This is a genomic window from Paenibacillus terrisolis (assembly GCF_056171975.1).
The window spans coordinates 158426-184136 of record NZ_JBKFGG010000006.1 but is presented as its reverse complement, the minus strand read 5'-3'; the positions used below and the strand labels follow the sequence as shown (position 1 = coordinate 184136).

The following is a 25711-nucleotide window of genomic DNA, read 5'->3' as shown; positions in this document are numbered from 1 at the left end:
ATATCCTATTGTACCTGATCGCCCTGCCCGCCGGGCACACGAAAAAAAAGGCCGGCTTCATAGCCGGCCCTTTGGATGAACATGTGCAATCTTCCGCTTCATACAAATGAGAATGATCAGACGTTCAGCTCCCGTTTCCGGTAAAAGTAATAAACCGATACCGAAAAAGCGGCGATAAGCAGAATCGAAAGGCTAGCGATCACAAGATCGAGTCCGTTTCCGCCAACTAAATCAGTATAACTGAAATATTTGAACGGAGACAGCAAATTCAGGAAATTCAGTTGATCGGACAGATCGGTAATTTTGGCGATCACGAACGATCCGAGCAGGATTCCCGTGGCCAGCGATCCCGAACCCTTCGGGTTTCTCATGAATGCCGCCAGCAGGGCGCCTAGTGTCACAAAGATCAATTGAACCAGCAGCATGCTAACGTGAAATAAAACGATCTCTCCTGTGATGTCCTTGCCCTTATTGTAAGCCGAAACCATCATGATCGAGGATAACAGCGACACCACGTTTAGCACGACGATATTAAACAGCGCCGCCAGCAGCTTGGAAGTGACGACGGTTGTCCGCGACACCGGTTTTACCATCAAAAACTCGGTCGTTTTGTCGCGTTCTTCTTTGGCGATGATCCCGCTTCCCAAAAGAACGGCGTGGATGGCGACTGTCAGTTCGATATACAAAAACAGAAAAGCGAAGAAGCCGGCCATTTGCGTAACGTCAAACGATCCGATTCCAAGCAGCGCCTTCATGGAATGCGGCATTTTGTCAAAAATTTCGTTGCTGGCCCCGCCGGCGGAATACGCCGTATATTTGCTCATGCCGCTCACGACCAGCAAGAACATGCATACGCTCCAGATGATCAAGGCCTTGCGGTTCGCCTTCAGCTCTCTTTGAAAAATATTCATCGTAAGCCCTCCTTACCTCTCATAAACACCGCATTCAGTCAACTGACGGCGTGGATATCCTTTCTTCTGTACACGAAGTAGCTCAACGCAACCCCAACCACGACAATCACGGCGCCCGCCGCAAGATAAGTCGATTCGTAGCCGGCGTTTTGAATGATGTACGTGTTGTTGAAATATTGAAAAGGCGAAATCAGCCGGACCGCTTCCTTGTCATCGCCGGTGGCGATCAGCGCTCCAATCATATATAGTCCGATGACAATGCCAAGCGAAATCGGCAGCACATTCTTTAGCTTCTTGAAAAATACCGACACTGCCACCCCAATCGCCGCGAAAATCAGCTGGATAAAAAGAATCGTCAGGTTGATCATGAAAAACAGTTTGACATTAAAATCCCCCGATTTTACGCTGCTTGCAATCAACAGCGTCACGACATAAAAAACGGCGTTCGTAAGTAAAATCACAGTGAACGCGGCCAGCAGTTTCGCGCTCACGATCGATGCCCGCGAAACGGGTTTGACGAGCAAGAAATCGGCCGTTCTCTCCCGCGATTCTTTGGACAGAATGGAAACCCCAAGATTCATGGCCTGTATCGCGCCGCAAAGCACGATAAAGGAGAATACCATCGAATAAAATCCAAGCACGCTGGTGATCAGATCCAGATCAATGCCCAGCATCGCCCTTACGGCCGGCGGATACGCACCGAGCAGTTCTTTGAAATCGGCCATGTCACTTGCCATGCCGGGATAAATGGATAGGAATAAAGCCGCCAGCGCAATCATAACAAGCGTCCAAATCAGGGCGGATTTTCGTAAAGACTTTAGCTCATGCACATACATATTCATGGACTTCTAGTCCTCCTTCACGTAGTAATGCATGAAGATTTCCTCAAGATCCGGCTCTTCAATGGAGATATTGGCCAGTTCGATTTCGGCGATCCGCTTCATCATCGAATTGATGTTTCCTTTGAATATAAAGCTGGCGTTGTTTCCCTTTACCTCAAAATTGCTCACGCCGCCCAGCTCGAACGCCTCTTTGCCGATGGCGCTTTTGGCCTCGATGCTGAATTTTTTGTAGCTGTTCTCCTGCAGAGCGCTCATCTTTTCGAGCTTGATGATTTTGCCTTCCTTGATGAAGGCGACACGGCTGCACATCTTTTGAACTTCGCTCAGGATATGGGATGAAAAGAACACCGTCGCACCTTTGCGGTTCTCCTCGGCGATCAGTTCGAAGAATTTTTGCTGCATCAGCGGATCGAGGCCGCTGGTCGGTTCGTCGAGGATGATCAGCTTGGGTTCATGCAGCAGCCCCTGCACGATACCGACCTTTTTCTTGTTCCCGAACGATAGATCGTCGATTTTCTTTTTTAGGTCGAGGTCCATGATTTCGGCGAGCTCTTTGATCCGTTTCGTGCAGTCTTTTTTATAGAAGCTCGCAGAGTACTTAAGCAGGTCCATGACCCGCATCCCGTCGTAATAGAACACTTCGGAGGGCAGATAACCCAGCTCCTTGCGGACTTCGGGAAACTCGGTGCAGCTCTTGCTGAAAATGGTTGCGCTGCCGCTCGTAGGGTAGATGAGTCCCAGCAATGTCCGGATAGTTGTCGATTTACCGGCGCCGTTGGGCCCGATAAAACCGAAAATTTCGCCCTGCTCGACGTTCAGGTTGACGTCCGTAATGCCTCTCGACTTGCCGTAATGCTTCGTAAGATTTTTGATTTCAATGACGCTCATGGGAACACCCTCCTATTTTTGATCCGCTCGTGGATCACAAATACTCTTCTTTGTAAAAATTCCTCTTAAGCATGTCGAGGCAGTCGTAGAACTCGCCAAAAATTTCGTCCCAATCCATCTCCTCGAGTTTCGACATCTGCATTTGAATGGACATCTGGCTGGCATACCCTTCTCCCATCCAATAGAGCATTTTCATAAGCGGCTTGACATCGGCGCCCTCTTTAAATTTCGATGCGTCCATGCTGCTGAACAAAATCCTGTTTCTAACATCGTCGCTTTTCTCGAAATAAGCTTGTAAGTCGCTTCTCACCTCATCATCCGTTTCAAAAAATGCGCTTGTTAAAAAGGTAAGAATCGGCGGATGCTTTTTCATCACGGCCATTTTGATATTCGCCGACATCCTTATGCGGTCAAAGAAGTCGGTCACCGACTGATCCAGTTGGTCTTCAATTTCGCTAACGACAAGATTGCCCGAGTATTCGATCAAATACAGATAGAGCGCCTTTTTGGTCCCGAAATAATGAAACACCATCGCTTTGGAAATTTCGGCAGCCGCGGCAATGTCACTGGCGGATGTTTTCTTGTAACCGTTCGCGCCGAAGCACATCAAGGCTGCATCGATGATATTGTTTTGTTTTTCCTCGGACAGAGCATTAAATTTCTCCATCATTTTTCACCTCCAGATCGCCATAAACCGATTCGGTCGATTCGGTCGATTTGATCATACCTCCATAAACCGATTCGGTCAATAGTATTTTTTCAATCCGTTTATCATCCCGTTTTGCATTCCGTTAACAATGATGTGCTAATCTGATTCGGATTATAATTTTTTCGATAGAACGTTGCCAAAGGAAAGGAGCAAGCCGTTTTGAACGATCCACTCAGCACCACCGATACCCAGGCGCATCCATCATCGCAACCAAACCGCTTGCGCCGAATCATGGAAGTCCTGCTCGTCTCCGCCAAGCTTGGAGTCACTTCATTTGGCGGGCCGATCGCGCACCTGGGATATTTTCATCATGAATACGTTAAACGCCGCAAATGGTTGGATGAGCGAAGTTATGCCGACCTCGTCGCCTTGTGCCAATTTCTGCCCGGACCGGCCAGCAGCCAGGTGGGGATTGGTATCGGTTTATCCCGTGCCGGTTTTGCCGGAGCGCTTGCCGCCTGGTTTGGTTTTACCATGCCTTCTGTGATTCTGTTAGTCTTGTTCGGAATGCTGCTGCAAGGGAAGGCCAATCTTGAAGGAGCGGGCTGGCTCCATGGCTTGGAACTCACGGCTGTGGCGATTGTGGCGCAGGCGGTGTGGAGCATGGGAGTTAAGCTTGCGTCCGGACGGAGCAGAGCCGCGCTCGCCGTGCTTGCGGCGGCCGGAACCTTGTTGTGGCAGAATGCTTTTAGCCAGGTCGCGATCATCGCTGCCGCCGCGTTTGCGGGATTGTGGTTGTACAGAGGTTCATCCACGGATGTTCAAGAAACCGCGGATAGTCCTTTTAAAATCAATGTCGCCCGCGGCTCGGCCATACTTTGTTTAGGGTTATACTTTGGGCTTCTGATCCTTCTGCCGGTCCTTCGCGGAGTTTGGCCTAACTGGGGAATGCAGCTGCTTGACGGCTTCTACCGGGCCGGTTCGCTGGTATTCGGCGGCGGCCATGTCGTTCTGCCGCTGCTGCAAAGCGAAGTCGTACCGAGCGGCCTTGTCAGCCAGGCCGATTTCCTCGCCGGGTACGGCGCCGCGCAAGGCGTTCCGGGGCCGTTATTCACCTTTGCCTCTTACCTCGGCAGCGTGATTCACGGCATCCCTGGAGCCGCCATCGCGACCTTCGCGATCTTCCTCCCCGCGTTCCTGCTCATTGTGGGCGTGCTGCCGTTCTGGAACATTCTGCGGAGGAAGCCGCGAATTCAAGGCATGCTGCAAGGCGTTAACGCCGCGGTGGTCGGCATCCTGCTGGCCGCCTTGTACAACCCGATCTGGACCGGCGCGGTCCATGAATCCGGCGACTTTATTCTCGCGCTGGTTCTGTTCATGATGCTCACCGTGTGGAAGCTTCCTCCCTGGACGACCGTATTGGCCGGAGTCGCCGGAGGGCTGTTGCTCGGATGGCTGGGATAAAATGAGTACAAAAAAAGCGGCTGTCCCAAAAGGCAGATTGACTCATTTGGGAAACCGCTCACTTGACTGAAAAAGAGATCAAAAGTGAAAGCCATCCGATCTCCGGGCTCTATTTCGGCAAGTTTCGAGGTCGAAAACGCCGTGAGCTTCGGTTGTCTCTTGATGCACGGCGCGCAGGTCCGCGTACGGGCCGGCCCCTTGCCGGCGGTCCGGTCAGCCGGAGTGAGCTCGACATCGAGAATGAGCGGTGCACAGCCAATATCTCGAACGATTTCTCGAATAGCGGCATGAAATGGCCCTATTTCACTCCGAAACCGCATTTTCCAGAGAATAGCGGTGCAAAATGGCTCTATTTTCGGCAAAACGCTCAAAACCACGGCGAAAAGAAGCTCTTCTGCAGAAATAAGGCCATAAAACGGCGTTATTAGTTCACAATGAGGCCTTTCCATTGGAAATAAAGCCATAAAGGACCTTTAAGTGCCGAGGGATGCGGTGTTTGAGGACGTCGTTGACCAAACCAGACAACCTGTTCTCAACGCAAATCCAATTCTCGAAGCCGATCCGGTAACTGGCAGCGGTTTGGCAGGTTTTTCTGCTCTGTTGTTATGATAAGTTTTAGAGGGTGTCCCAAAGTCATCTAAAACGACTTTGGGGACACCCTCTAATTTTTGGGGATCTCTGGGACATCAGGGCTCGTAAATCATTTTTCGGGTCATACCGCCGTCGACTACAATATGCGCTCCGGTCACAAACGAATTGTCCGGATGCGTCAAATACAGGCACGCTCTGGCGATATCCTCGGGACGGCCGACCCGGCCTGCCGGATGCTGCGCGTGGTCGATGTCGCGCAACGCGCTGTAATCGCCGTTTTCGATCCAGCCGGGACTGACGCAATTGACGCGGATTCCGTCCTCTCCGAGCGAAAGCGCCAGCGCATGCGTAACCGCCAAAATCCCGCCTTTCGAAGCCGCGTACGCCTCCGAGTTCGGCTCGGACATGATCGAACGCGTGGACGATATGTTTACGATCGACCCGCCGATGCCCTGCCGTTTCATGGTTCTCGCCGCTTCCCGGGAAGCGAGGAAACAGCTGCGCAGATTGGTGTTGATCACGTCATCCCATTCGTCGACCGTCAGCTCGTACACGGATTTAAAACGGGACACTCCCGCATTGTTGATCAAAATATCGATATGTCCGAATTTCCGCTCCGCTTCGGCCATCAACCGGACGATTTCCGCTTCCTTCCGGACATCGCAAGGCATGAACGTTGCTTTCCATCCGGCGGCTTTCAGCTCTTCGGCGGCTTTAACGCCGGCCTCCGGGTTCATCTCCGCCAAAATCACGGATGCACCTTCTTTGGCATAAGCTTCGGCCACGCCGCGTCCAATTCCCTGCCCCGCGCCGGTAACGATAACCGTTAACTGCTCAAACCCCATATATCGATCTCGCCTCCTATTTGGATTCAGCCGCGATTTGTGCGATCAACCCCGGAAGCCAATCTTCCAGAGATTTAAAAGAATACCCCGCCTCCCGCGCTTTTGCGTTCTCCATCGCCCAGGACGCCGGAATCCCAAACGGAGACTGATTGTCCTGCTCCGTTTCCGGCTGGACAACAGCGCGTTTTCCGGTGATCTCCTCAATCAGTCGAATCACTCCGCCTACCGTCATCTCTCCGTTGGCACAGGCATTCACCGGCCCCGTAATCGGAGAAGTGCCCAGCCATTTCAGGAACGACGCCGCCTCGGCGGAAGAAATGAACGACATAGCCGCTTCCGGATTTGGTACGCCGATCGGTACGCCTTTCAGCACGCGCTCCACATGAAAATGCAGGCGGCGTGTATAATCGTCAGGCCCGAGCACAATCGGAATCCGCATGGCGCTGACCGGGAACGAAGCCTTCTGAAAAAACGCCGCCTCGGCAAGGCGCTTGCCTTCACCGTAATCGAAGTCCCCCGAATTGCCGGACCGCAGAGCGTACCGATAAGGATCAAAATCGGCTTCCACGATATGATCGGACCCGAATCCATAAACGGACAACGTGGAGGTCAGAACATATCGGCCCGCCCGTCCCTCAAAGGCGCGAACAGCCGCCATCGCTTCATTCGGCGAATAACAAATATTATCGTATACGATGTCCCAAGGGCCGCTTTCGGCCGCTTTTTTCAGGTCGTCCTCATTTTTCCGGTCCACAACCATCTGACGAATGGAGCCGCTTAATTCGACTTTTGTCAATCCGCGGGTAGCGACCGTAATCTCATACTGTCCTTCTTCCGCCAGCAAATCCGCCAATCTTTTGCCGAAATACCGGGTGCCGCCCAGAATCAATATTTTCCCCATATCTTTCGCCTCCAGCCGTGGATTTATCAAAGATCATTTATTTGAAAACAAGCTTTTCATCAAAGTCAAGCCGGTCATGAGTCCCAGGAAAAACTGCTCCGACTGACCGACGAGCTCAAAATATCTCGGCACATAGATCACTTTGACATAGATAACCAGTATCGGGTAGATCAATAGCAGGAAGCAAGGCAGAAATACAAAAGAGAACAACGGACGATGAAACTTTCTGCGGTTTGGCAGACCGTTAAGCAGGCTCAAATACAGCCCGAAGACAAAGGCATAGATGATTTGCCCCAAAAAGCTATACTCGATTTTATACAATGTTTCGGTCTTATGCTGCATCATGACTTTGAATTCGTGGCCGTAGTAGATCAGCAAAAGCGCCCCCACCATCCAGAAAAAATAATAAATGTACCCTCTTGAGTTGTTTTTCATCCCGATAAACTCTCCCTGTTATTCGATTTCATCCTTGGGGCCCGCGTTCAGGCCCATTTTCACATGCTTCAATTGCGCCACGATGATGACGCTAATCACCACGAGCAGAAACCAGGAGCTGATTTTGCCGAGGTGGACGAGACGCCACGCGCGTTCCTGGTCCGGGTAGCTCCATGCCCCGAGGAACGTCGAAATGTTTTCCGCTACCCAAATAAAAAAACCGATCAGGAAAAAGGATACGGTTAGCGGCATTTTAAGCGTATGTTCCCCCACCCGGAAATGAACCCGGGTTTTGAAAAAGACGATGACAAGCAGTGCCGTAAGCCACCAGCGGTAATCGCCGATAAAATGATGCGTGAAAAAGTTAAGATAAACCGCCGCGCTGACCGCTATCGTATAAATGCCTCGAGGCCAGTTTGCCATCCGTAAATCCATCCTCCGCCACGCCTGGCAAATGTAGCTGGCTACGCTGGCGTACATGAAGCCGCTGTACAGCGGCACGCCGAACACTTTGGTCCAGCCCTCTTCCGGATAGGACCAAGACCCCATATGTACTTTAAACAGCTCGAGCCCCAGGCCGATGATGTGAAACAGGCAAATGACCTTCAGTTCGTCGATCGTTTCCAGCTTGAAGACGACCATCCCCGCCTGCGCCAAAAGACAGATCAACAAAATGAGATCGTACCTGTGGAGTCCGGGCACATGAATCCATTTCGTTAACGCAAGCACGCCGAAAATGACGACGGGAAAAATGCAGGACAGCGACTGAAGCCAAGCAAACCGAAGCAGTCCGCGAAGAAAAACGTTTACTCTGGACATGAGACCTCCATCTGGACGAAACCGGGCAAATTCAGCTGAATATCATGCTGTTAAATGCCATAAACGACAGCCCGGCAGTCACTCAAATTTTACCACAAACGAGGGGCGGGGTCAGAACAATTTTGCCATGCCAAAAACGGCCTTCATTCCAGCGCGGAACGAAAGCCGTCAGTTAGTTGTTTGATGATGAATCGCCCCGGACAACGTAATGCTTAAGCTTCCTTCAGCGCCGAGTCCTTCGGCAGAAAAACGGTCAAAAGGCCGATGAGCGGCAGGAAGGAACAAATCTGCATAATGAACAAAATGCCCGTCTGATCGGCGAAATTGCCCAGCACCGCGGAGCCTAGGCCTCCAAGTCCAAAGGACAAGCCGAAGAATAAGCCGGAGACCAAACCCACTTTTCCCGGCAGCAGCTCCTGCGCGTACACGACAATAATCGAGAAAGCCGACGACATGATAAAGCCTGCAAAGACAACCAGCACCCCGGACCAAAACAGATTGGCATATGGCAGCAGCAACGAAAAGGGGGCCGTGCCGAGAATGGATATCCAGATAATGTTGCGCCGCCCGTAGCGATCCGCGATCGGTCCGCCGAAAAACGTCCCGACGGCTGCGGCCGCCAGAAAGGCGAATACGTACCACTGCGCATCACTCTTGGGCACTCCGTAATGATCCATCAGGAAAAACGAATAAAACGTGGAGATGCTGATGGAGTATACGTTCTTGGAAAACAGCAGCAGAACAAGAATTGTAATGGCAACGCCGACCTTGCGTCGGCTGAGCTTCGGATGGCGCGCCGCTTCGCCGCTTTTGACAACGCGCTGCGGACGCGGCTTTACATCCTGTGCCCCGTACCACCGGGCGACAAAAAACTGGATGACGATCGCGATAATCGCCGCGATAGCGAACCAAACGACGCTGGTCTGTCCCAGCGGAATAAAAATCAAAGCCGACATCAGCGGCCCCAGCGAAGCTCCGATATTCCCCCCCACTTGGAAAATGGACTGGGCCAGTCCCCGGCGCGTTCCCGCCGCCAAATAGGCTACCCGCGACGATTCGGGGTGAAATACCGAGGATCCCAACCCGACGGAAGTGACGGCAAGCAGGATCATGCCGTAGCTCGGGGCAAAAGCGAGCAGTACGATACCGATCAGCGTGAAGCACACGCCAAGCGGCAGGATATACGGTCTTGGCCGGACATCCGAATACAAGCCGATCAAGGGCTGAAAGACGGAGGCCGTAATGTTCATGGCAAAGGAGATCCATCCGATCTGGCCGTAAGTCAACGTTAACGATTCGCGCAGCACCGGAAACAATGCCGGGATCGCCGATTGCATCGTGTCGTTAAGCAGATGCACGATGCTGATGGCGAATAGAATAGGATAAACGGTTAAGGCAGGTGAAGCGGGTTTGGCTAAGGTTGTCTGGTTCATCGGCGTTCTCTCCAATACCAATTCGCGTAAGTATAATCACTCCTATAGAGGTGCCTTTTGTGGCAGTTTTTATCCTACACCAAATCCTTCCTGTTGACTAGGAAAGAAACGGCAAAAGGCAGCCGTTTTCGAAAACAGCTGCTCCTCCATACAGGCTATCGGACTTTGGCTACTAACCGGTGAGACCGTCCCTCTCGCTGCGCAGCTTTTGCCGCGCCCGGTACAAAATGATTTTAAAGTGAGATAAGGCAACGCCCATCAAATTCGCCGATTCCTGATAGGAGAATCCGTGAACGTCATACAACAACACCGCGTGCTGCTGATTGGGCGGCAGCAGGGACAACTGATCGTACAGCTCCTGCTTGTTTTCTTCGCCGATAAAGCGGCTTTCCGGCGTATCTTCGCTCGGATAACGGTAGAAAAACTCATTTTCGTAAGCCGAAGACCGGCTTTCCTTGCGCAGCTTGTCAATGTACGCGTTATGCGCGACGCGCAGCAGCCAAGCCTTGGCCTTTTTCCCTTCCAGCGCATTCAGATGCAGCCAGGCCCGGCAAAACGTTTCCTGCATCAGATCCTCCGCCGTATGGTGGTTCCGGCACAAATAAAATAAATATCTATAAACTTCGCTGTTATAGTCACGATATAGCTGATCCATCATTCGCTTATTCATCTGGGTTGTCCTCCAATTTCCTGACTCGCTAAATCTCTGTCTGTTTAAAAATCCAGGATGATTTCTAAGTTAAATTATGAATTCCAGAGTTTGCGGCGCGTCTAAGAAATTGTTAAGTTTTCCTTAAGAAAATGCTGCTTTTTCATTAACCTTTAGCAAAAAAGGACTGATCCATGCAGCAATCATCCGCTTGGATCAGTCCATAACATATTTATTAGTTGGGAGCAGCCGCTTTACATATCCCTCTTGAGCCGTATGCTAAATGCTGTCCGGTACTCATTGCTGTCTACCGAAATCTCCCCGCCATGCAAATCGACGATGTGCTTGGCAATCGCAAGTCCGATGCCGGAGCCGCCGGTATGCTTGGCACGGGATTTCTCCACGCGGTAGAAACGGTCGAACAAATGGGGCAAATCCGCTTCCGGGATCGGTTCCCCGTAATTGATGACTTCGGTTACGACTTCATCGCCCTTCAGCCGTCCGACGATATCCAGGTATTTGCCGTCATGCCCATAGCGGATCGCATTGGTGATCAGGTTCTCATACACTCGCCGCAGCTTGTCCCCGTCGGCCAGTACGTAAAGCTGAGGACGCTCGACGAAAATTCTCGACTCCATCCCGCTTTCATGCAGCTGCCAGCCGAAATGGGCCAGAATCTGATGCAGCATTTCCGCCAGATTGATCCTGGCGGGCTGCAGCTCCATCTCTTTATTTTGCAGACGCGTGAACTCGAACAAATCCTGAAGCAATTGCTGCAAACGGAGTGATTCCTCATACGCCATGTTGACGTAATAGCGCAGTTCGACCTCGTCCCTGTAACGATCCTGCTCAATCAGTCCCAAATATCCGGTGATGGAGGTCAGAGGCGTACGCAAATCATGCGATACATTCGTGATAAGTTCGCTCTTGGTCTGTTCCGCGCGGCGCTCTTCTTCCACCGAAGTCATCAGCCTGTCCACCATGCGGTTGATATCGGTCGCCAGCTGTCCGAGTTGGCCTACGTTTTCGACAGGGATTTTGTGGATGGCTCCCTCCTCGATTTTATGAACTTCCTCGATCAAGGACTCCAAATACCGGTGCTCATTGCGCCGAACACCGCGGCGATAAAAATAAAGGGAGAACAGCAGAAGGATCGGAACGCCCACAAGATAATAGGCCTCCGGGAAGCCGATGTTCCGGTTGATCCATTGAATGATCGTTAAATACGTGACGCTCGGATACATGACAAAAAACAGTTTACCGAGCAGGACCAACAGCAGCAGCGCGATTAAGGATGTGACGATGGTCCAAAACAGCCATGACAGAAACCGCAGGCTAGCTTTCAATTTTATAGCCGACCCCCCATACCGTCCGGATCAGCTTCTCCCCATCCATTTCTTTTTCCAGCTTGTCGCGCAGCCGGCTGATATGCACGGTTACGGAATTGTTGCTTTCGAAATATTTATCCTTCCAAATCATTTCAAAAATCTCTTCCGAGCCAAACACCCGTCCGGGGTGACTCGCCAGCAAATACAAAATGCCGAATTCGATCGGCGTCAGCTTTAAGGGACGCCCCTCGATCGTGGCGGAATGGGTCTCTTTATCAACTTGCAGGGAAGAGATTTTGATAATATGCTCTTGCGTGCCGGCAGCTTGCTGCTGAACGGCGTAAGATGACCTTCTCAGCAGGGATTTCACTCTGGCGACAAGCTCCAGCGGATTAAACGGCTTGACCATATAGTCGTCCGCCCCGGTCATGAGGCCCGTAATTTTATCCATGTCTCCGTCCCTGGCGCTAAGCATCATAATCGGAGTTGTCTTGGTTTCGCGTATTTTCATACAAACCGAAATACCGTCCAAACCCGGCATCATGACGTCGAGAATAACCAAATCGATCTCCTCGCGATCCATCATTTCAAGAGCAAGCAGACCATCCTCCGCTTTCAAGACGTCATAACCCTCGTTGACCAGATAGATTTCGATCAGCTTGGCAATTTTATCGTCATCGTCAACTATCAGAATTTGTTTGCTCATAATAAGTTTCATCCTTTATTTCGAACTGGATTGACAATCAGTATTATCATACCATGCCCTTGCCGCCAGTTAACGAATAAAAGGTTAAAAAACGATTACGAACCGTAACCAATATGATCCATATTTTTCATTTCCACTCATACGGAATCGTGACGGTGAACTGCGTTCCCTGTCCCAGCTCGGAATGAACGGCAATATTCCCATGATGGATATCCACGATTTTCTTCACGATCGAAAGTCCCAGGCCGCTGCCGCCGCCGCTGCGGTTGCGCGATTTGTCCGCCTTATAGAACCGTTCGAAAATACGGGTCTGATCCGTCCCCGCAATCCCGATCCCGTTATCCTCGATTCTCACGTTCACTCCATCATCGCCGGGTTGCAGCGACAAACGAATCTCTCCGTTTTCCGGGGTAAACTTGATGCTGTTATGCAGCAGATTCACCCATACCTGGCTGAGCAAATCCTCGACCGCTTCCACCTCCGTCTCAGCCAGCTCCAGATTGATCTGGATCCCTTTGGCGAGCCACTGAGGCTCGCTGGCCAAAACGACGGCCTGAAGCTGACGATCCAGACGAAACCGGCCGGTCTGCAAGCTTTTGCGATCCGTCTCCAAAGCCGATAATTTCAGCAGATTGTCGCTCATCTGCGATAATCTCCGGCTCTCTCCTTCAATGATCTCCAAATAGTGGTTCCTTTTCTCGGAGGACAAATCCGGCTTGCGCAGCGCTCTGGCAAAACCTCGGATTGAAGTCAGCGGAGACTGGATTTCATGCGACACATTGGAGATAAAATCCTGGCGCATCGTTTCCATCTGTCCCAATTCATTGGCCATTTCGTTGATGCTGCGGACAATCGTTTCAAATTCCCGTCGATTTTCGAAGCCCTCGATTTTGACATTGAAGTTCCCTTTGGCAATCTGGCGCATGGCCTCAACGATGGAGTTCAGCATGGCCAATTGCTTGGAACGAAAAAACGAGGAGAGGACCAACATCGAAAAACCAAACAAAAACACACCGACAACCACGTTAATGGCCCCGGCGAAGTAGGTGGAAAACGGATTTCCCCATTTGCGGTATATAGCGGCTGAAGCATAATAAGCCGCCGTCCAACACAGGACCATGTACAAAAACACAGTGATAAACTCGACAATGTTAATGAGAACATGCCGGATTTTCTTCCACCTTTTCAACCGCAGCCCACCTCCAAACGGTAGCCCAGCCCTCGTATCGTGCGAATTTTGAAGCCAAACTGCTCCTCGGGAAAACGTTCGCGGAGACGGTTGATATGGACGTCAATGGTCCGCTCGTTCCCTTCAAAATCGTATCCCCAAATATCCTCGATCAGCTGCTCGCGCGTCAAAGTTCTCCCGGCATTGCTGCCGAGTTTGAACAGAAGCTCGAATTCTTTGAGCGGCAGCGTAAAACTCGTCCCCGCCGCCTCTGCCTCAAACGTTCTGCGGTTCATGCGCAGCCCGCCGACTGCGACGATTTGAGAGATGGACACCTGATACCGTTTCATCAGCGCCTTTACCCGGGCAATCAATTCCGCCGGTTCGAAAGGTTTGACCAAATAATCGTCAGTGCCCAGTTCAAAGCCCTTGACCACCTGCTTCGTCTCCCCTTTGGCCGTCAGCATAAGCAGCGGCATGTCGTAAGTTTTACGCAGCTCGCGGCACAGCTCCCATCCGTCCATATTCGGCATCATGATGTCGAGAATCACCATATCCACTTTTTCGGTTTCTACCACGGACAAGGCCTCCCGCCCATCCCCGGCTTCCAGCACTTCTTCGATCCCCGCTTCTTCCAAAAAAAGCTTAACCAGCTCGCGGATATTAAAATCATCATCCACTACGAGTATTTTAGCCATAGATTACCGTTCCTTCCGGCAGCTTTCCGTCCATATTCTCCTCCGGTCCGGAGATCTGCAGCTGCGAAGACGCAAATTCCCGGTACATGTCATGCTCCCGCAGCAGTTCCTCGTGAGAGCCGCGGCCCGTTACCTTTCCTTTTTCGATAAAAATAAGCTGATCCGCTCCAACGACGGTCGACAGCCGGTGCGCAATCACGATCGTCGTCCGGCCCTCCATCAAGTTCTTGAGCGCCTTTTGCACCACGATTTCCGAGCGGCTGTCAAGGCTTGAGGTAGCTTCGTCAAGCATGAGAATTTTCGGATCGCGCAGAAGCGCCCTGGCAATGGCAATCCGCTGCCGCTGTCCGCCGGACAGTTTCACGCCACGTTCGCCCACATCCGTATCAAAGCCGTTTGGCAGCTCGGCGATAAATCCGTCGGCGTAAGCCATTTTCACTACCCGCGCCAGTTCGGCGTCATTGATGTCCCGCTCGATGCCGTAACAGATATTTTCGCGAATCGTCCCGGCGATGATCGGACTTTCCTGGGATACATAGCCGATCAGTCCCCGCCAGGAGCGCAGGGAGAAGGATTCGATGGGTTCGTTGCCAAGCCGAATTTGTCCTTCTTTAGGCAGGTAAAATCGTTCGATCATGGAAAAAAGCGTCGTTTTGCCGCCTCCGCTTGGTCCTACCAGCGCCGTCACGGTGCCGGGTTCCATCCGGAAGCTGATCCCTTGCAGAATCGGCTCGTCCGGCTTATACCCGAAAGACAGCTCATCGATCGTTAACGGCTGATTAGGTTCGGTCACTGCTTTGCCGGAATCAAAAGGCTCTTCGTCCGCATCCAAAGTATCCATCAGTCGCTCTGTAGCACCTTTGGCTTTTTGCAGTTGGGTGAAGAACGTGGTCAGCTGCGTCATCGGCATCACAATTTGAATCAAATAAAGAATGAACGCGACCAACTCGCCCGCAGTCAGTCCCCCGTTCGAAACCTGCAGTCCGCCGTATCCGATGACCACGACAAGCAGCATCAGCATGATGAAGGAAGTAAACGGGGTGATCCAGGCCATGACCTTGCCCTCCCGGATGCCGAACTTCAGCAAGTTGCCGATTGCGGTGCTCCCGTTCCCATATTCAATCCGCTCCGCATTGGAAGATTTGACGAGCCGGATTTCCGACAGCACTTGGCCCAAGATGGCCGTAAACGAAGCCGTTTCATCCTGCATTCCAAGCGAAATTTTATACATTTTGCGGCCCAACGGCACGAGAATGGCTGCCGCCAACGGAATGACGGTAAACATCACCAGCGTCATTTTCCAATTGAGGTAAAACAACACGGCCACTGAGCCCGCAATTGAAATAATGCCGCTGAAAAAGCTCGCCACATGTTCGGAAATCAGCGTTTTGATGATCCCCGTATCGTTTGTCATCCGGCTGACCGACTCACCGGTACGATTGTTGTCATAATATGCAACCGGCAGCTTCAACAGCTTCTTCCACAGTCGGTCTCTAAGACTGGCTACCGTCTTTTGTCCGAGGTAATTCAGTAAATATATCGATACTCCCGAAGCAACCGACATACCAATAAACGCGCCGCCAATCATGGCAATTTGCCTGCCGCTGATCGACGACAGCGAAAACCCGTCTACCAGGTTTTTGGTAAACATCGGAATAACAAGACCAACCAAGGTCGATATAACGCTCAGTAAAATAGCTGCCGTCAGCAGCGGCAGCGAAGGTTTGGTTTCCCGGATCAGGCGAAAAAAAGACTTTGTTCCGCCGCCGGTTCTATCCTTTTTCATTTTTTTAACTTGAATGAACTCGCTCATTTGGTTTCTTCCCTTCTCCTGTCTTCTCTCGGAAGCGCCCCTTCAATCGGGTATAGGAAAAGAATAAGGCCCTATTATAAACTGAATTTAAACGACGAAACAGCGCTATAAATTTTCCACTTCAACGCTAAGCACATGATCGATCTTCCGCAGGAAGTGATAGATTTCCGGCGTGTATTCGTTCTCAGTCGCGGAAATCACCATGTCGATACGCTGGCGTCCTTCCTCAAGATCCTTGATTTTAAGCCGGCGAATTCGGTGCGTATTGCGTTTGAACGCGGGACCTCTCGCATCCATGCATTCAATGGTGTGAATCAGCTTCGTTACGTTCCCCTGGTCTTCCATGACGATTTTGACCGAAACATCGCGCTGGTTCAGCCTGTAAAGTCCCACCCATTTGATCAAATGGGGGACGAAATTCACCGAAATGATCAACAGTACGACGGCAAACGCCGCCTCCAAGTAAAACCCGGAGCCGATTGCGATGCCAATCCCCGACGCCGCCCAAATCATCGCTGCGGAGGTCAGCCCTGAGATCCCTTCGTTGCTGCGGCGCAGAATCGCTCCGGCCCCCAGAAAACCGATGCCGCTCACAATTTGCGCGGCCAGCCGCATCGGATCCATATTCGGATGCCCCGGAGAAAACTTGCGGTAAGCCTCGATCGAAACGATCGTGACCAGACAGCTCGCGATACAAATGACCATGCTGGTTTTTATGCCAAGCGGCTTTTGTTTGAGTTGACGGTCGATCCCGATAAATAGCCCAAACAACAGCGCCAAAAAAAGTTTAAAAAGCATTTCCGTTTCCAACCCCATGCTGCATTTCCCCTTCAGTCATATAAAGTGAGTATAATTGTATTCTACAGCTTATCGCAAACGGATATGTTTCGCCCTGAAAAATCAAATTTTTCACGTATTATAATTTTTACAAACCGAAACGTCAACATAACCCCATAGTCCTGATCGAACCCAACTTTATTGGCGCTCGATGAACCGGAGAACACCAGTCTGGAACTCGAAGTCAGCTTATTTGCGATCTAATAAAGGGAAAAGCTCCTGCTAATTTAGGAAAAATAAGGATTTTCGGCAGTTTAACTGGAAATGCTCCTACTAATTTCGGCAAACGAGGAAGTCTACGGCCTAAATCTTTGATTTAGCTGGAGGATTTCCAGTTCGTGTTCGAACAGATTCAATAAGGAGTCAATTAACAGGAGAATTTCCAGTTAGAGTGGTTCCGTCGTTGAAAAGTGACATGAAGAGTCTATTTTGAGTTGACGAGGTACTAGCCATTAAACCCACGCTTCGCGTGCTCAATCGGCAGAGACCATTAATGGAAAAAGGCTATCCCCAGACATACTGGAGATAGCCTTTTTGTTTCGAAACTTGATGAAGAAAGCCGTCCTTTAGAATTTCGCTGCGAGATCGGCAGCGCGTTTCACGCCGTCGGCGATGATTTCTTCGGCGCGGTCCGGGAATTGGTTGTGTCCTTCGACAACAACGGTTTCCGGATTAGCAACGCCCCAGAAGCCAAGCGTGGTTTTCACGAGGTTCAGAGACATTTCAACCGAGGACATAGGACCTTCAGAGTAAACCCCGCCGCGAGCTTGCAGCAAAGCGATCTTTTTGTCGCCTACGAGGCCCACCGGACCTTGCTCGGTATATTTGAATGTTTTGCCGGCTTGATTCAAGTAGAAGAGATAAGTCAACAATTGCGCCGGAATCGTGAAGTTCCACAGCGGGAATGCAAACACGACTTTATCGGCGTTCAAAAATTGGTCCAGATACGTATTGGCGAGATCAGCGGCTTTTTGTTCTTCCGGAGTTGTAGGAAATCCTTGTCCTACTTTGTACAAGCCGTTCAAGAAATCATTGTCGTAATAAGGAAGCTCAGCTTCAAATACGTTAAGCTCGGTAACTTGATCTTCCGGATGTGTTTCTTTGTAAGATTTCAAAAAGCTTTCATACAGCTTTACTGTAACGGATTGCTCAACCGGACGGTTGTTGGCCTTGATAAACAAAACATGCGACATCGATAGTTTCCCTCCAAAAAGTTAGTTTCTTTATTTAGTACAGTTATTAAAAATTAAACCGTACATTTTTTAATTATAGTATACGATGAACTATAATCTTGTCAATTACAGATTATTTTCATGCCCCTCCTGGCGGTAAACCTTGCGGAAATAATCGGCGGCCGAAACCATCTGCTTCAAGGAAGCAATCGTTTCCTCCTGCCCCCGCGTCTTTAAGCCGCAATCGGGATTGATCCAGAACAGCTTGGGATCCAGGACCTGCAGCGCCCGTTCAATCATCGAGATCATCTCCAGATCGGAAGGAACCCGAGGGCTGTGAATATCGTAAACCCCAAGGCCGATGCCAAGCGGATAGTCGTGTTTTTCAAAGGTATGCACCAATTCCCCGTGGCTACGTGAAGTTTCAATGGAAATCACGTCCGCGTCGAGCGCTTCAATCTCATTGATAATATCGTCAAATTCGCTGTAACACATATGCGTATGAATTTGGGTCGTATCCCGAACTGTGGAAGTGCTGATACGGAAAGCTTTTACCGTCCACTCAAGATAACGGGCCCAATCCTCCCGTTTTAGCGGCAATCCTTCACGCATGGCCGGTTCATCCACCTGAATCATTTCGATGCCGGCTTGTTCCAGGGCTTCGATCTCTTTGCGTAGCGCAAGCGCGATCTGATAGGCAACCTGCTCCCGCGAAAGATCGCTGCGAACGAAAGACCAGTTCAAAATCGTAATCGGCCCGGTCAGCATTCCCTTCACCGGTTTGTCGGTGAGCGATTGCGCAAAGGTCGTCTCCTTCACAGTCATCGGTTGGTCGAACTCGACGTCTCCGTAGATGACCGGCGGTTTCACGCAGCGCGTGCCGTAGGACTGCACCCATCCGCCTTGCGTAAACGCAAATCCCGGGAGTTTCTCGCCAAAAAATTCCACCATATCCGTTCTTTCAAACTCGCCGTGTACCAGCACGTCCAGTCCGATTTCCTCCTGGATTTGAATCCATTTGCGAATTTCGGCCCGGATGAACTCGTCATACCGCTCCTCGGACCATTCTTTCTTCCGCCATTTCTGCCGGGCCGCGCGAACCTCGGCCGTTTGCGGAAAACTGCCGATTGTCGTCGTCGGCAAAAACGGCAAATTCCATTTTGCTTCCTGTTTCCCCCGCCGCTCGCCAAACTCGCTGTTTCTGTGCGGAAATTCCGCTATGGCTTTCTCCACAGCTTTTCGAACGTGATCGCGATTTCTGGCCGGAGCTTCGGCAAGACTTCGCAATGCCGTGCGGTTATTCGCGAACAATTCAGGCGTAACGCCTCTCGATGCGGCTTGACCTAAGGCGATCACTTCATCGAGCTTTTGTTCGGCAAAAGAGAGCGACTCCAGCAGCGCCGGGTCAAGTTTTGTCTCTGGGCTGGCGTTGACCGGCACGTGGAGCAAGCTGCAGGAAGGCTGAATGATCACCGCCGGGTTGCCGGCCAGATCCAGGATTTCGTCCAGTAACTGACGGGCCTGATCCAGATCCGTTCGCCAAATGTTTCTGCCGTCGATCAGCCCCGCCCCTAATGTTTTGCCTTTCGGGAAGCCATAACGGCGCAGAGACTCAAGGTTTCTTTCCTTGCCATGCACCAAATCGAGTCCAAACCCGCTCACCGGCAAGCTGACGAACTCTTCATAATTTGCAACCGATTCGAAGAAAGTATTCAGCATGATCGACAGTCCGGGGACCTGCTCGGCAATGGTTTCATAGATTTGCCGAAGATGGCGGAGATCCTCCTCCGTTAAGGAAATCACTGCGGCCGGCTCATCGATTTGTACCCAAGCGGCTCCCGCTGCTTTTAAATCCTGAAGGACGTTGACGTACAAAGGCAGCAGCTTGGCTATCCATCCTCCCCATTCCGCATTCGTAAAACCTTTGGACAATTTCAAAAAAGTAAACAAACCGAGCAGAACCGGTCTTCCTTCGATCCCGAGCTGTTCTTTGGCCTCAAGATAGGCCGCCAGCGGGCGGTTTACAGTCAGTCGAGGCTCTAAATCCCTAAGCTCGGGGACGATATAGTGGTAGTTCGTATTAAACCATTTGGTCATTTTGCTGGCTGTCGCCGTGTCATTTCCCCTGGCAATCGCGTAATAAGTTTTGAGCGGCAACGTCCCCTCCGCCCAACCGAACCGTTCAGGAATCAGCCCGAACATCGTGGCTGTATCCAGCACATGATCGTAATACGTGAAATCGCCAACCGGAATGACATCGATTCCTTTATCCTGCTGCAGCCGCAAATGATCCAGGCGAATGGCCGTCAACTGCTCATGCAGCTGTGCTTCGGTGATTTTTCCGGCCCAGTAAGCCTCGATGCTCTTTTTCCATTCCCGCTGTTTGCCAATTCTCGGATACCCCGTGTTGCCGCTTGTAATTTGTCTCAATTTCTCTTCCTCCCTTGTTTGTTGTGTAAAACAAAAAAGCCCCCTTCAGCAAGCCTGCACGGCGCAGCTAAAGAGAGCCCTCGATCCGGAATTCGACGGTACACATCTTTAACACCTCCCTATCTCCCGTAGGTACAGCAGTGCTGTCGAAATAGGCAGGTCTCCTGGCTTCAGGATCGGTACCGGAAGACGGCCTTCCCGACAAGTCAAACTCGTCAGTGGCATGATTGCTCCGATTCCCCTGTTACAGTGGCGGGACCGCGCCGGCGCTACACCGGACTTCCCTTTTAAGCTTCAACCCAAACGGATGAAGCACCTATTCCCCTCATATTCAGTTCGAATATAGATACATGTTACTGCATAATTTCCGATTATACAACATAAAACGCATCGGATTAATTTCCTTACAACTTCTTCCTTGAGCATGAAACCATTTTGGTTTTGAAACGTAAACATAAATAAGCAGGGCGGATGGAAGCTCCGCCCTGCTGACTCTTTTGATATCGTGTGTGTTACCCTACAGCAATTTTAGGATTTCGTCTTTGATCGCTTCGGATTGAGGCCCGAATACGACTTGGACTGCGCCTTTGCCGAGTCTCATGACGCCGGATGCGCCAAGTGCTTTAAGCGCCCCGTCATTTACGATTTTGTCGTCCTTGACGATGAGGCGAAGGCGGGTAATGCACGCATCCACGGATTCGATGTTGCTTGGTCCGCCGATTTGCGTCAGAATTTTTGCGGCTCTGCTGTCGGCTGCGCCACCAGTTGCGGCTTGAGCAGGAGCGCCTGTTTCAATTTCGAATTCGTTCGGATCGTCGGAACGGCCCGGCGTTTTGAGGTTGAACGCCTTGATGATGATCCGGAACAGCAGATAGTACACGACGAAGAATACGAGACCGACCGGAATCAGGATCCACGCGTTCGTCGACAGCTTCATGTTCACGAGGTAATCAATCAAACCTGCGGAGAACCCGAAGCCCAGCTTGACATCCAGAATGTACATAATGTAACCGGCAATCCCTGTCAAAATCGCATGCACGACATAAAGAAGCGGTGCAACGAACATAAATGAGAATTCAAGCGGTTCGGTAATCCCTGTCAGGAATGCGGCCAGCGCGGAACCGATGAAAATGCCAGCCACCATTTTGCGTTTTTCCGGTTTTGCGGTATGGATAAACGCAAGTGCGGCGCCAGGCAATGCGAACATCATGATTGGGAAGAAACCGGTCATGAACATCCCCGCCGTTTTGTCTCCGGCAAAGAAACGGTTGAGGTCCCCGTGTACCACTTGCCCTGCGGCATTCGTAAAGTCGCCGATTTGGAACCAGGCGATCGTATTGATAACGTGATGCAAACCGATTGGAATCAAGAGGCGGTTGGCGATACCGAATACGAGCGATCCGATGGCGCCGAGTCCAACCACCCAGTTACCGAACTGACTGATAACGTCTTGAATCGGGCTCCAGATCATACCGACGAATACGGTAAGCACCATCGTGCTGGCTGCGGTAATAATCGGCACGAAACGTTTGCCGGCGAAGAAACCGAGCCAATCCGGAAGTTTGATCTTGTGAAACTTGTTATAGAGATAAGCGGACCACAAACCTGCGAAAATACCGCCGAGCACGCCCATGTCGAGAACGGCGTCGTCTGGAATCCAGGAGAACGCGGCCGGTACAGTTGCCAGCACCTTCACCAAAACTTGATAAGCGATAAGTGCGGACAACCCCGCAACGGCATCTCCCGCGAATCCGATAGCCACCCCGATTGCAAAAATCAGCGCCAGGTTGCCAAAAATGGCTCCCGCGGCGGCGTTCAGAAACGGAGCGAAGTAAGTGTTCAGAGCACCGCCCACTACCGATCCCAAAGGGATGTCCTTTTCATAGTTGAGCAGCCCGAAGCTTTGCAAAATACTTGCCGCCGGAAGTGTCGCGACAGGAAGCATCAACGATTTTCCTAGCTTTTGCAATTTTGCCAGAATCATGCAAAAATCATCCTTTCAATATTATATTGTTATGATTTTAGAACCGCCTTCAAAATGACGCTGCTGCCTGCAGTCACAGGTCCGGTGAAAGTCTCCAAGCTGCCGGTCACTTCGTTGGCGTTTGTTACTATGATTGGTGTAATGACGGGATAACCTGCACTCTCGATCTTATCGATATCGAACTCGATCAACAGTTTTCCGGCTTTAACCACCTCCCCAACCTGAACATGGGATGTATAGCCTTCTCCTTTAAGGGATACCGTATTGATCCCGATATGGAACAAAAATTGCAGGCCTGACGAATGCTCAAGCATTACGGCATGGTTGGTTTTGATAACATGAACTACTGTCCCGTCAAAAGGAGCGATCAGCTTACCTTCGGATGGTTTAATGGCGATCCCCTGTCCCATGTGGCCGCCCGCAAAAGCCTCGTCCGGAACGGCGGCAAGCGGAACAGCCTCTCCCGAAACAGGCGCAAAAATCTCCACGACTTTACTCTCAGCGGTTTTTTTTCTCCATTTTGAAAACATTTTGAATCCTCCTATTCTTACTCTCTATAATAGAACACTCTTAGCGGAACTATACCTAAAAAACGTTAACTTGTGACGCCGGAAAGTTATAGCGATTACATTTTAGTCTCAACTCGAGCAAAATCCAGGAAAACAAAGGGATCCGAGGAAAATGTAACCCTGGATGTAAGCATAAAAAAGAGCCAAGAAAAGGAGGCCTATACAATTAGGTCAACTTTCCTTGGCTCATGCCCATCATAATAACGGTAACACGCCATATTCGAACATTCTTAGGTTATGTGACTATAATAATTCAGGTTTCTTGTCTCGTCAATAGAAAAATGAAAGCGTTAACTCAATTACTATGACTAACTTCCTATATTTAGGAGATCACCATGTTCAAAAAATCGTTCATTGGGCCTGAAACAGAGCCGGGACAATCGGCGGTTCCCATCCCGGCAAGGAGGTGTGAGACTGCAATACTTTGTAAGTGATTCCCTGATAGGTTACCAATTGATTCACGGTGTACGACGTGTACGGAGCCCACTCCGTTACTCCGGTTCCCGCCGGATTGGTTGTTACCGACAGCGGGCCGCTGGCCGGCGAGACATTCCCCGCCGCATCTTTCGCTTTCACCGTAAACACATAAGAAGTGCTGGCCGCCAGGTTGTTGATGGTCGCCGTTGTTCCCGTGACTGTCGCAGCCAGAGTTGATCCGTTATACACTTCATAGCCGGTGACCCCGACATTGTCACTGGAAGCGCTCCAGCTCAAGGTAACGCTGGTCGAAGTTTTGGCGGTCGCCGTCAAATTCGCCGGCGCGGTTGGCGCTGCAGTGTCCGGCGTTGTATTAACCGGCTCCGTTGTTACAGTATACGCTGCGCTGCGAGCCGAGACGTTGCCCGCAGCATCTTTAGCGGCTACGGCAAACGCATATGGAGTTGACGGGGCGAGACCGGTAATCGTGACCGTCGTACCCGACACGCTTGCCGTTTTAGTATTGCCGTTATACACATCGTAGCCCGTCACCCCGACATTATCGGTGGACGGCTGCCAGGTTAATGTAACAGTAGTCGAGGTTTTCGCCGAAGCCGTTAACCCTGCCGGAATGGAAGGCGCCTGATTATCAACCGGGGGAGGCGTCACGCCACCGCCAAGATCGCTGCGAAGTTTGGTTTGCAGCGTCTTGTTCCGGTCGCCGCTCAGCTCCCAGAACATCGCGCCAGCAAGGCCCTTGCTCTTGAGATAGGCGGTTTTGTACCCGATGGATTCCGGATCGTCGTAGCTGATAAACCGTTTTGCCGTAGGGTTATACAAGTATGGGACTTTGGCGGTATCGTTCCAATAACGCGTATACCCGTTTTTGTTGATGTATTTGGCTTCCAGGTCATAGAAGTCAAAGGAGCCGGCTTCCCATGTTCCAATTTGGGAGGCGCCCGTTCCGATTTGGTATTGCCCGTTGCCGGCAGCATTCACGCCGTCCCAGCCCCGTCCGTAAAACGGAACGCCAAGTACAAGCTTGCTCGCCGGAACGCCGGCATTCAAATGGCCCTGCACAGCCGAGTCCACGTTGAAGGTATCGGCGCCGGGTACTCCCGCATTCAGAGCGGCCGGATCGAAATAAAGCGGCGCATTGTGAGCTGAAATTTGCTGCCAGCCGCCGTTGAAATCATAAGTCATGATGTTGATCCAATCGACGATGCTCGCGATATTTCCGAGCTCCGTATTGCTGACAAAGGCAGAGGATGCCCCCGAAGCGATGGTAAGCAAATAACGCTTGCCGTCGACGGCGCCCGCGGCATCCAGCTTATTGCGGATCTCCTGAAGCAGCTTCGTATAGTTTTGCTTGTCCTCCGGGCGATAGCTGTTGCCGGCAAGCCCGCCTGCAACCGGATATTCCCAATCAAGGTCAATGCCGTCAAAATTGAACTTGCGCAGGAAATCGACCGCCGAATTAGCGAAGGTTTCACGGGTTACTTGGCTCGCCGCCACATCGCTAAAGCGGTTAGACCAGGTCCACCCGCCTACGGAAATCAGTGTTTTAAGCTGCGGATTGACCTGTTTCAATTTATTTAGCTGATTGATGTTGCCCGCGTACGGCTGATCCCACGTATCCCCTGCAAATCTTTTCCCTGTGTCAATCCAGGGATCCCCAAGCACAATGGTGCCATTCGGTACGTTGATCGTTTGGCTGTTTTCGTCCTGGGTCGGCCAGGTAACCGGATTGGGTCCCGTCGGATCGGGATTGCCGTGCCGGCCGTTCCAGGCAATGTCTGCAAAAGCGTAGTTGATATGCGTAACTTTCGAGGCATCGATGTCCGTCACGTTGAAGTTTCGCTCATAAGCTCCCCAGGAAGGATAATAAGCGACGATTTTGTAGTTATCCGCGGCTTCCGCTGTGGAAGGAGAAACGATTCCGCTTGGAAGCAGCATTGCTAAAGCCAAGCTTACCATAGTAAACCAGCGCACATTTTTGAGAAGACGGATATTTGGGGTTGCTTTCATCATACAAATTCCTCCTTTTTTTCTCCCATGAAGTTGAACTGTTCAAAGCCAAAAAGTCCGAAACGATCGTGAAAACAACGAGATATAAGCAAGTCTCCTTCCTATGAATCTTTCATTTTCGTTAGGCGCTCCTC

Annotated in this window: 23 protein-coding genes and 1 riboswitch; of the genes, 2 read left to right on the top strand and 21 right to left on the bottom strand. The window is 51.1% G+C overall.

The genetic code is table 11. From position 1 onward, the window contains the following. Positions 1 to 116: 116 nt before the first annotated feature. Genes ACI48K_RS08480 through ACI48K_RS08465 form a run of 4 tightly spaced genes read right to left on the bottom strand, consistent with a single transcriptional unit; the run spans position 117 to position 3311 of the window. Complete coding sequence (locus ACI48K_RS08480) at positions 117 to 911, bottom strand: ABC transporter permease subunit (protein WP_475027148.1); 795 nt, start codon at positions 909 to 911, stop codon at positions 117 to 119. Positions 912 to 949: 38 nt separating this feature from the next. After that, positions 950 to 1753: an ABC transporter permease subunit gene (locus ACI48K_RS08475; RefSeq protein ID WP_475027147.1), complete on the bottom strand. Its 804-nt coding sequence runs from the start codon at positions 1751 to 1753 to the stop codon at positions 950 to 952. 6 nt (positions 1754 to 1759) lie between these two features. After that, complete coding sequence (locus ACI48K_RS08470) at positions 1760 to 2641, bottom strand: ABC transporter ATP-binding protein (RefSeq protein ID WP_475027146.1); 882 nt, start codon at positions 2639 to 2641, stop codon at positions 1760 to 1762. Positions 2642 to 2675: 34 nt separating this feature from the next. Further along, on the bottom strand, positions 2676 to 3311 hold the full coding sequence (locus tag ACI48K_RS08465; protein WP_475027145.1) for a TetR/AcrR family transcriptional regulator: 636 nt from the start codon (positions 3309 to 3311) through the stop codon (positions 2676 to 2678). Between the two features lie 270 nt (positions 3312 to 3581). Here ACI48K_RS08465 and chrA point away from each other — a divergent pair, with 270 nt between their 5' ends. Further along, positions 3582 to 4754 (top strand): chromate efflux transporter, encoded by a 1173-nt coding sequence (gene chrA, locus ACI48K_RS08460; RefSeq protein WP_475027308.1) that lies wholly within the window; start codon positions 3582 to 3584, stop codon positions 4752 to 4754. 62 nt (positions 4755 to 4816) lie between these two features. After that, positions 4817 to 5182 carry a hypothetical protein gene (locus ACI48K_RS08455; RefSeq protein WP_475027144.1) on the top strand — a complete coding sequence of 122 codons (366 nt, stop codon included), beginning with the start codon at positions 4817 to 4819 and terminating at the stop codon, positions 5180 to 5182. 258 nt (positions 5183 to 5440) lie between these two features. On the opposite strand, the gene ACI48K_RS08450 is transcribed toward ACI48K_RS08455, so the two are convergent. The 17 genes from ACI48K_RS08450 to ACI48K_RS08370 form a co-directional block, all read right to left on the bottom strand. Further along, positions 5441 to 6190 carry an SDR family NAD(P)-dependent oxidoreductase gene (locus tag ACI48K_RS08450; protein ID WP_475027143.1) on the bottom strand — a complete coding sequence of 250 codons (750 nt, stop codon included), beginning with the start codon at positions 6188 to 6190 and terminating at the stop codon, positions 5441 to 5443. A gap of 16 nt (positions 6191 to 6206) precedes the next feature. Continuing rightward, positions 6207 to 7091 carry a Rossmann-fold NAD(P)-binding domain-containing protein gene (locus ACI48K_RS08445; RefSeq protein WP_475027142.1) on the bottom strand — a complete coding sequence of 295 codons (885 nt, stop codon included), beginning with the start codon at positions 7089 to 7091 and terminating at the stop codon, positions 6207 to 6209. A gap of 33 nt (positions 7092 to 7124) precedes the next feature. Beyond that, on the bottom strand, positions 7125 to 7526 hold the full coding sequence (locus tag ACI48K_RS08440; protein ID WP_475027141.1) for a hypothetical protein: 402 nt from the start codon (positions 7524 to 7526) through the stop codon (positions 7125 to 7127). Positions 7527 to 7544: 18 nt separating this feature from the next. Next, entirely contained in the window at positions 7545 to 8345 is an 801-nt protein-coding gene (locus tag ACI48K_RS08435) for a DUF817 domain-containing protein (RefSeq protein WP_475027140.1), read from the bottom strand. Between the two features lie 212 nt (positions 8346 to 8557). Beyond that, a complete protein-coding gene (locus ACI48K_RS08430) occupies positions 8558 to 9778 on the bottom strand; it encodes an MFS transporter (protein WP_475027139.1) in 1221 nt (406 codons plus the stop codon). 172 nt (positions 9779 to 9950) lie between these two features. Next, complete coding sequence (locus tag ACI48K_RS08425) at positions 9951 to 10448, bottom strand: RNA polymerase sigma factor (protein WP_475027138.1); 498 nt, start codon at positions 10446 to 10448, stop codon at positions 9951 to 9953. 233 nt (positions 10449 to 10681) lie between these two features. Further along, positions 10682 to 11773: a sensor histidine kinase gene (locus ACI48K_RS08420; RefSeq protein WP_475027137.1), complete on the bottom strand. Its 1092-nt coding sequence runs from the start codon at positions 11771 to 11773 to the stop codon at positions 10682 to 10684. Next, entirely contained in the window at positions 11763 to 12461 is a 699-nt protein-coding gene (locus tag ACI48K_RS08415) for a response regulator transcription factor (RefSeq protein ID WP_475027136.1), read from the bottom strand. The genes ACI48K_RS08420 and ACI48K_RS08415 overlap by 11 nt, the downstream gene beginning before the upstream one ends. A 127-nt stretch (positions 12462 to 12588) precedes the next feature. Continuing rightward, positions 12589 to 13650, bottom strand: coding sequence for a sensor histidine kinase (locus ACI48K_RS08410; protein ID WP_475027135.1), 1062 nt, complete (start codon positions 13648 to 13650; stop codon positions 12589 to 12591). Continuing rightward, the gene (locus tag ACI48K_RS08405) at positions 13647 to 14327 is read right to left on the bottom strand and encodes a response regulator transcription factor (protein ID WP_475027134.1); all 681 of its coding nucleotides are present in this window, start codon (positions 14325 to 14327) and stop codon (positions 13647 to 13649) included. The genes ACI48K_RS08410 and ACI48K_RS08405 overlap by 4 nt, the downstream gene beginning before the upstream one ends. Further along, positions 14320 to 16140 carry an ABC transporter ATP-binding protein gene (locus tag ACI48K_RS08400; RefSeq protein WP_475027133.1) on the bottom strand — a complete coding sequence of 607 codons (1821 nt, stop codon included), beginning with the start codon at positions 16138 to 16140 and terminating at the stop codon, positions 14320 to 14322. Before ACI48K_RS08400 ends, ACI48K_RS08405 begins: the two co-directional genes overlap by 8 nt. 105 nt (positions 16141 to 16245) lie before the next feature. Continuing rightward, positions 16246 to 16956 (bottom strand): MgtC/SapB family protein, encoded by a 711-nt coding sequence (locus ACI48K_RS08395; protein WP_475027132.1) that lies wholly within the window; start codon positions 16954 to 16956, stop codon positions 16246 to 16248. A gap of 587 nt (positions 16957 to 17543) precedes the next feature. Beyond that, a complete protein-coding gene (locus ACI48K_RS08390) occupies positions 17544 to 18170 on the bottom strand; it encodes an FMN-dependent NADH-azoreductase (RefSeq protein WP_475027131.1) in 627 nt (208 codons plus the stop codon). Positions 18171 to 18275: 105 nt separating this feature from the next. After that, the gene (metE, locus tag ACI48K_RS08385; protein ID WP_475027130.1) at positions 18276 to 20579 is read right to left on the bottom strand and encodes a 5-methyltetrahydropteroyltriglutamate--homocysteine S-methyltransferase; all 2304 of its coding nucleotides are present in this window, start codon (positions 20577 to 20579) and stop codon (positions 18276 to 18278) included. Positions 20580 to 20716: 137 nt separating this feature from the next. Continuing rightward, positions 20717 to 20914: riboswitch (cobalamin riboswitch) on the bottom strand. A 182-nt stretch (positions 20915 to 21096) separates the two neighbouring features. After that, positions 21097 to 22560 carry an N-acetylglucosamine-specific PTS transporter subunit IIBC gene (nagE, locus tag ACI48K_RS08380; RefSeq protein WP_475027307.1) on the bottom strand — a complete coding sequence of 488 codons (1464 nt, stop codon included), beginning with the start codon at positions 22558 to 22560 and terminating at the stop codon, positions 21097 to 21099. A 32-nt stretch (positions 22561 to 22592) separates the two neighbouring features. Beyond that, complete coding sequence (locus ACI48K_RS08375; RefSeq protein WP_475027129.1) at positions 22593 to 23093, bottom strand: PTS sugar transporter subunit IIA; 501 nt, start codon at positions 23091 to 23093, stop codon at positions 22593 to 22595. Positions 23094 to 23483: 390 nt separating this feature from the next. Next, entirely contained in the window at positions 23484 to 25577 is a 2094-nt protein-coding gene (locus ACI48K_RS08370) for a glycosyl hydrolase family 18 protein (protein WP_475027306.1), read from the bottom strand. Between the last annotated feature and the right edge of the window lie 134 nt (positions 25578 to 25711).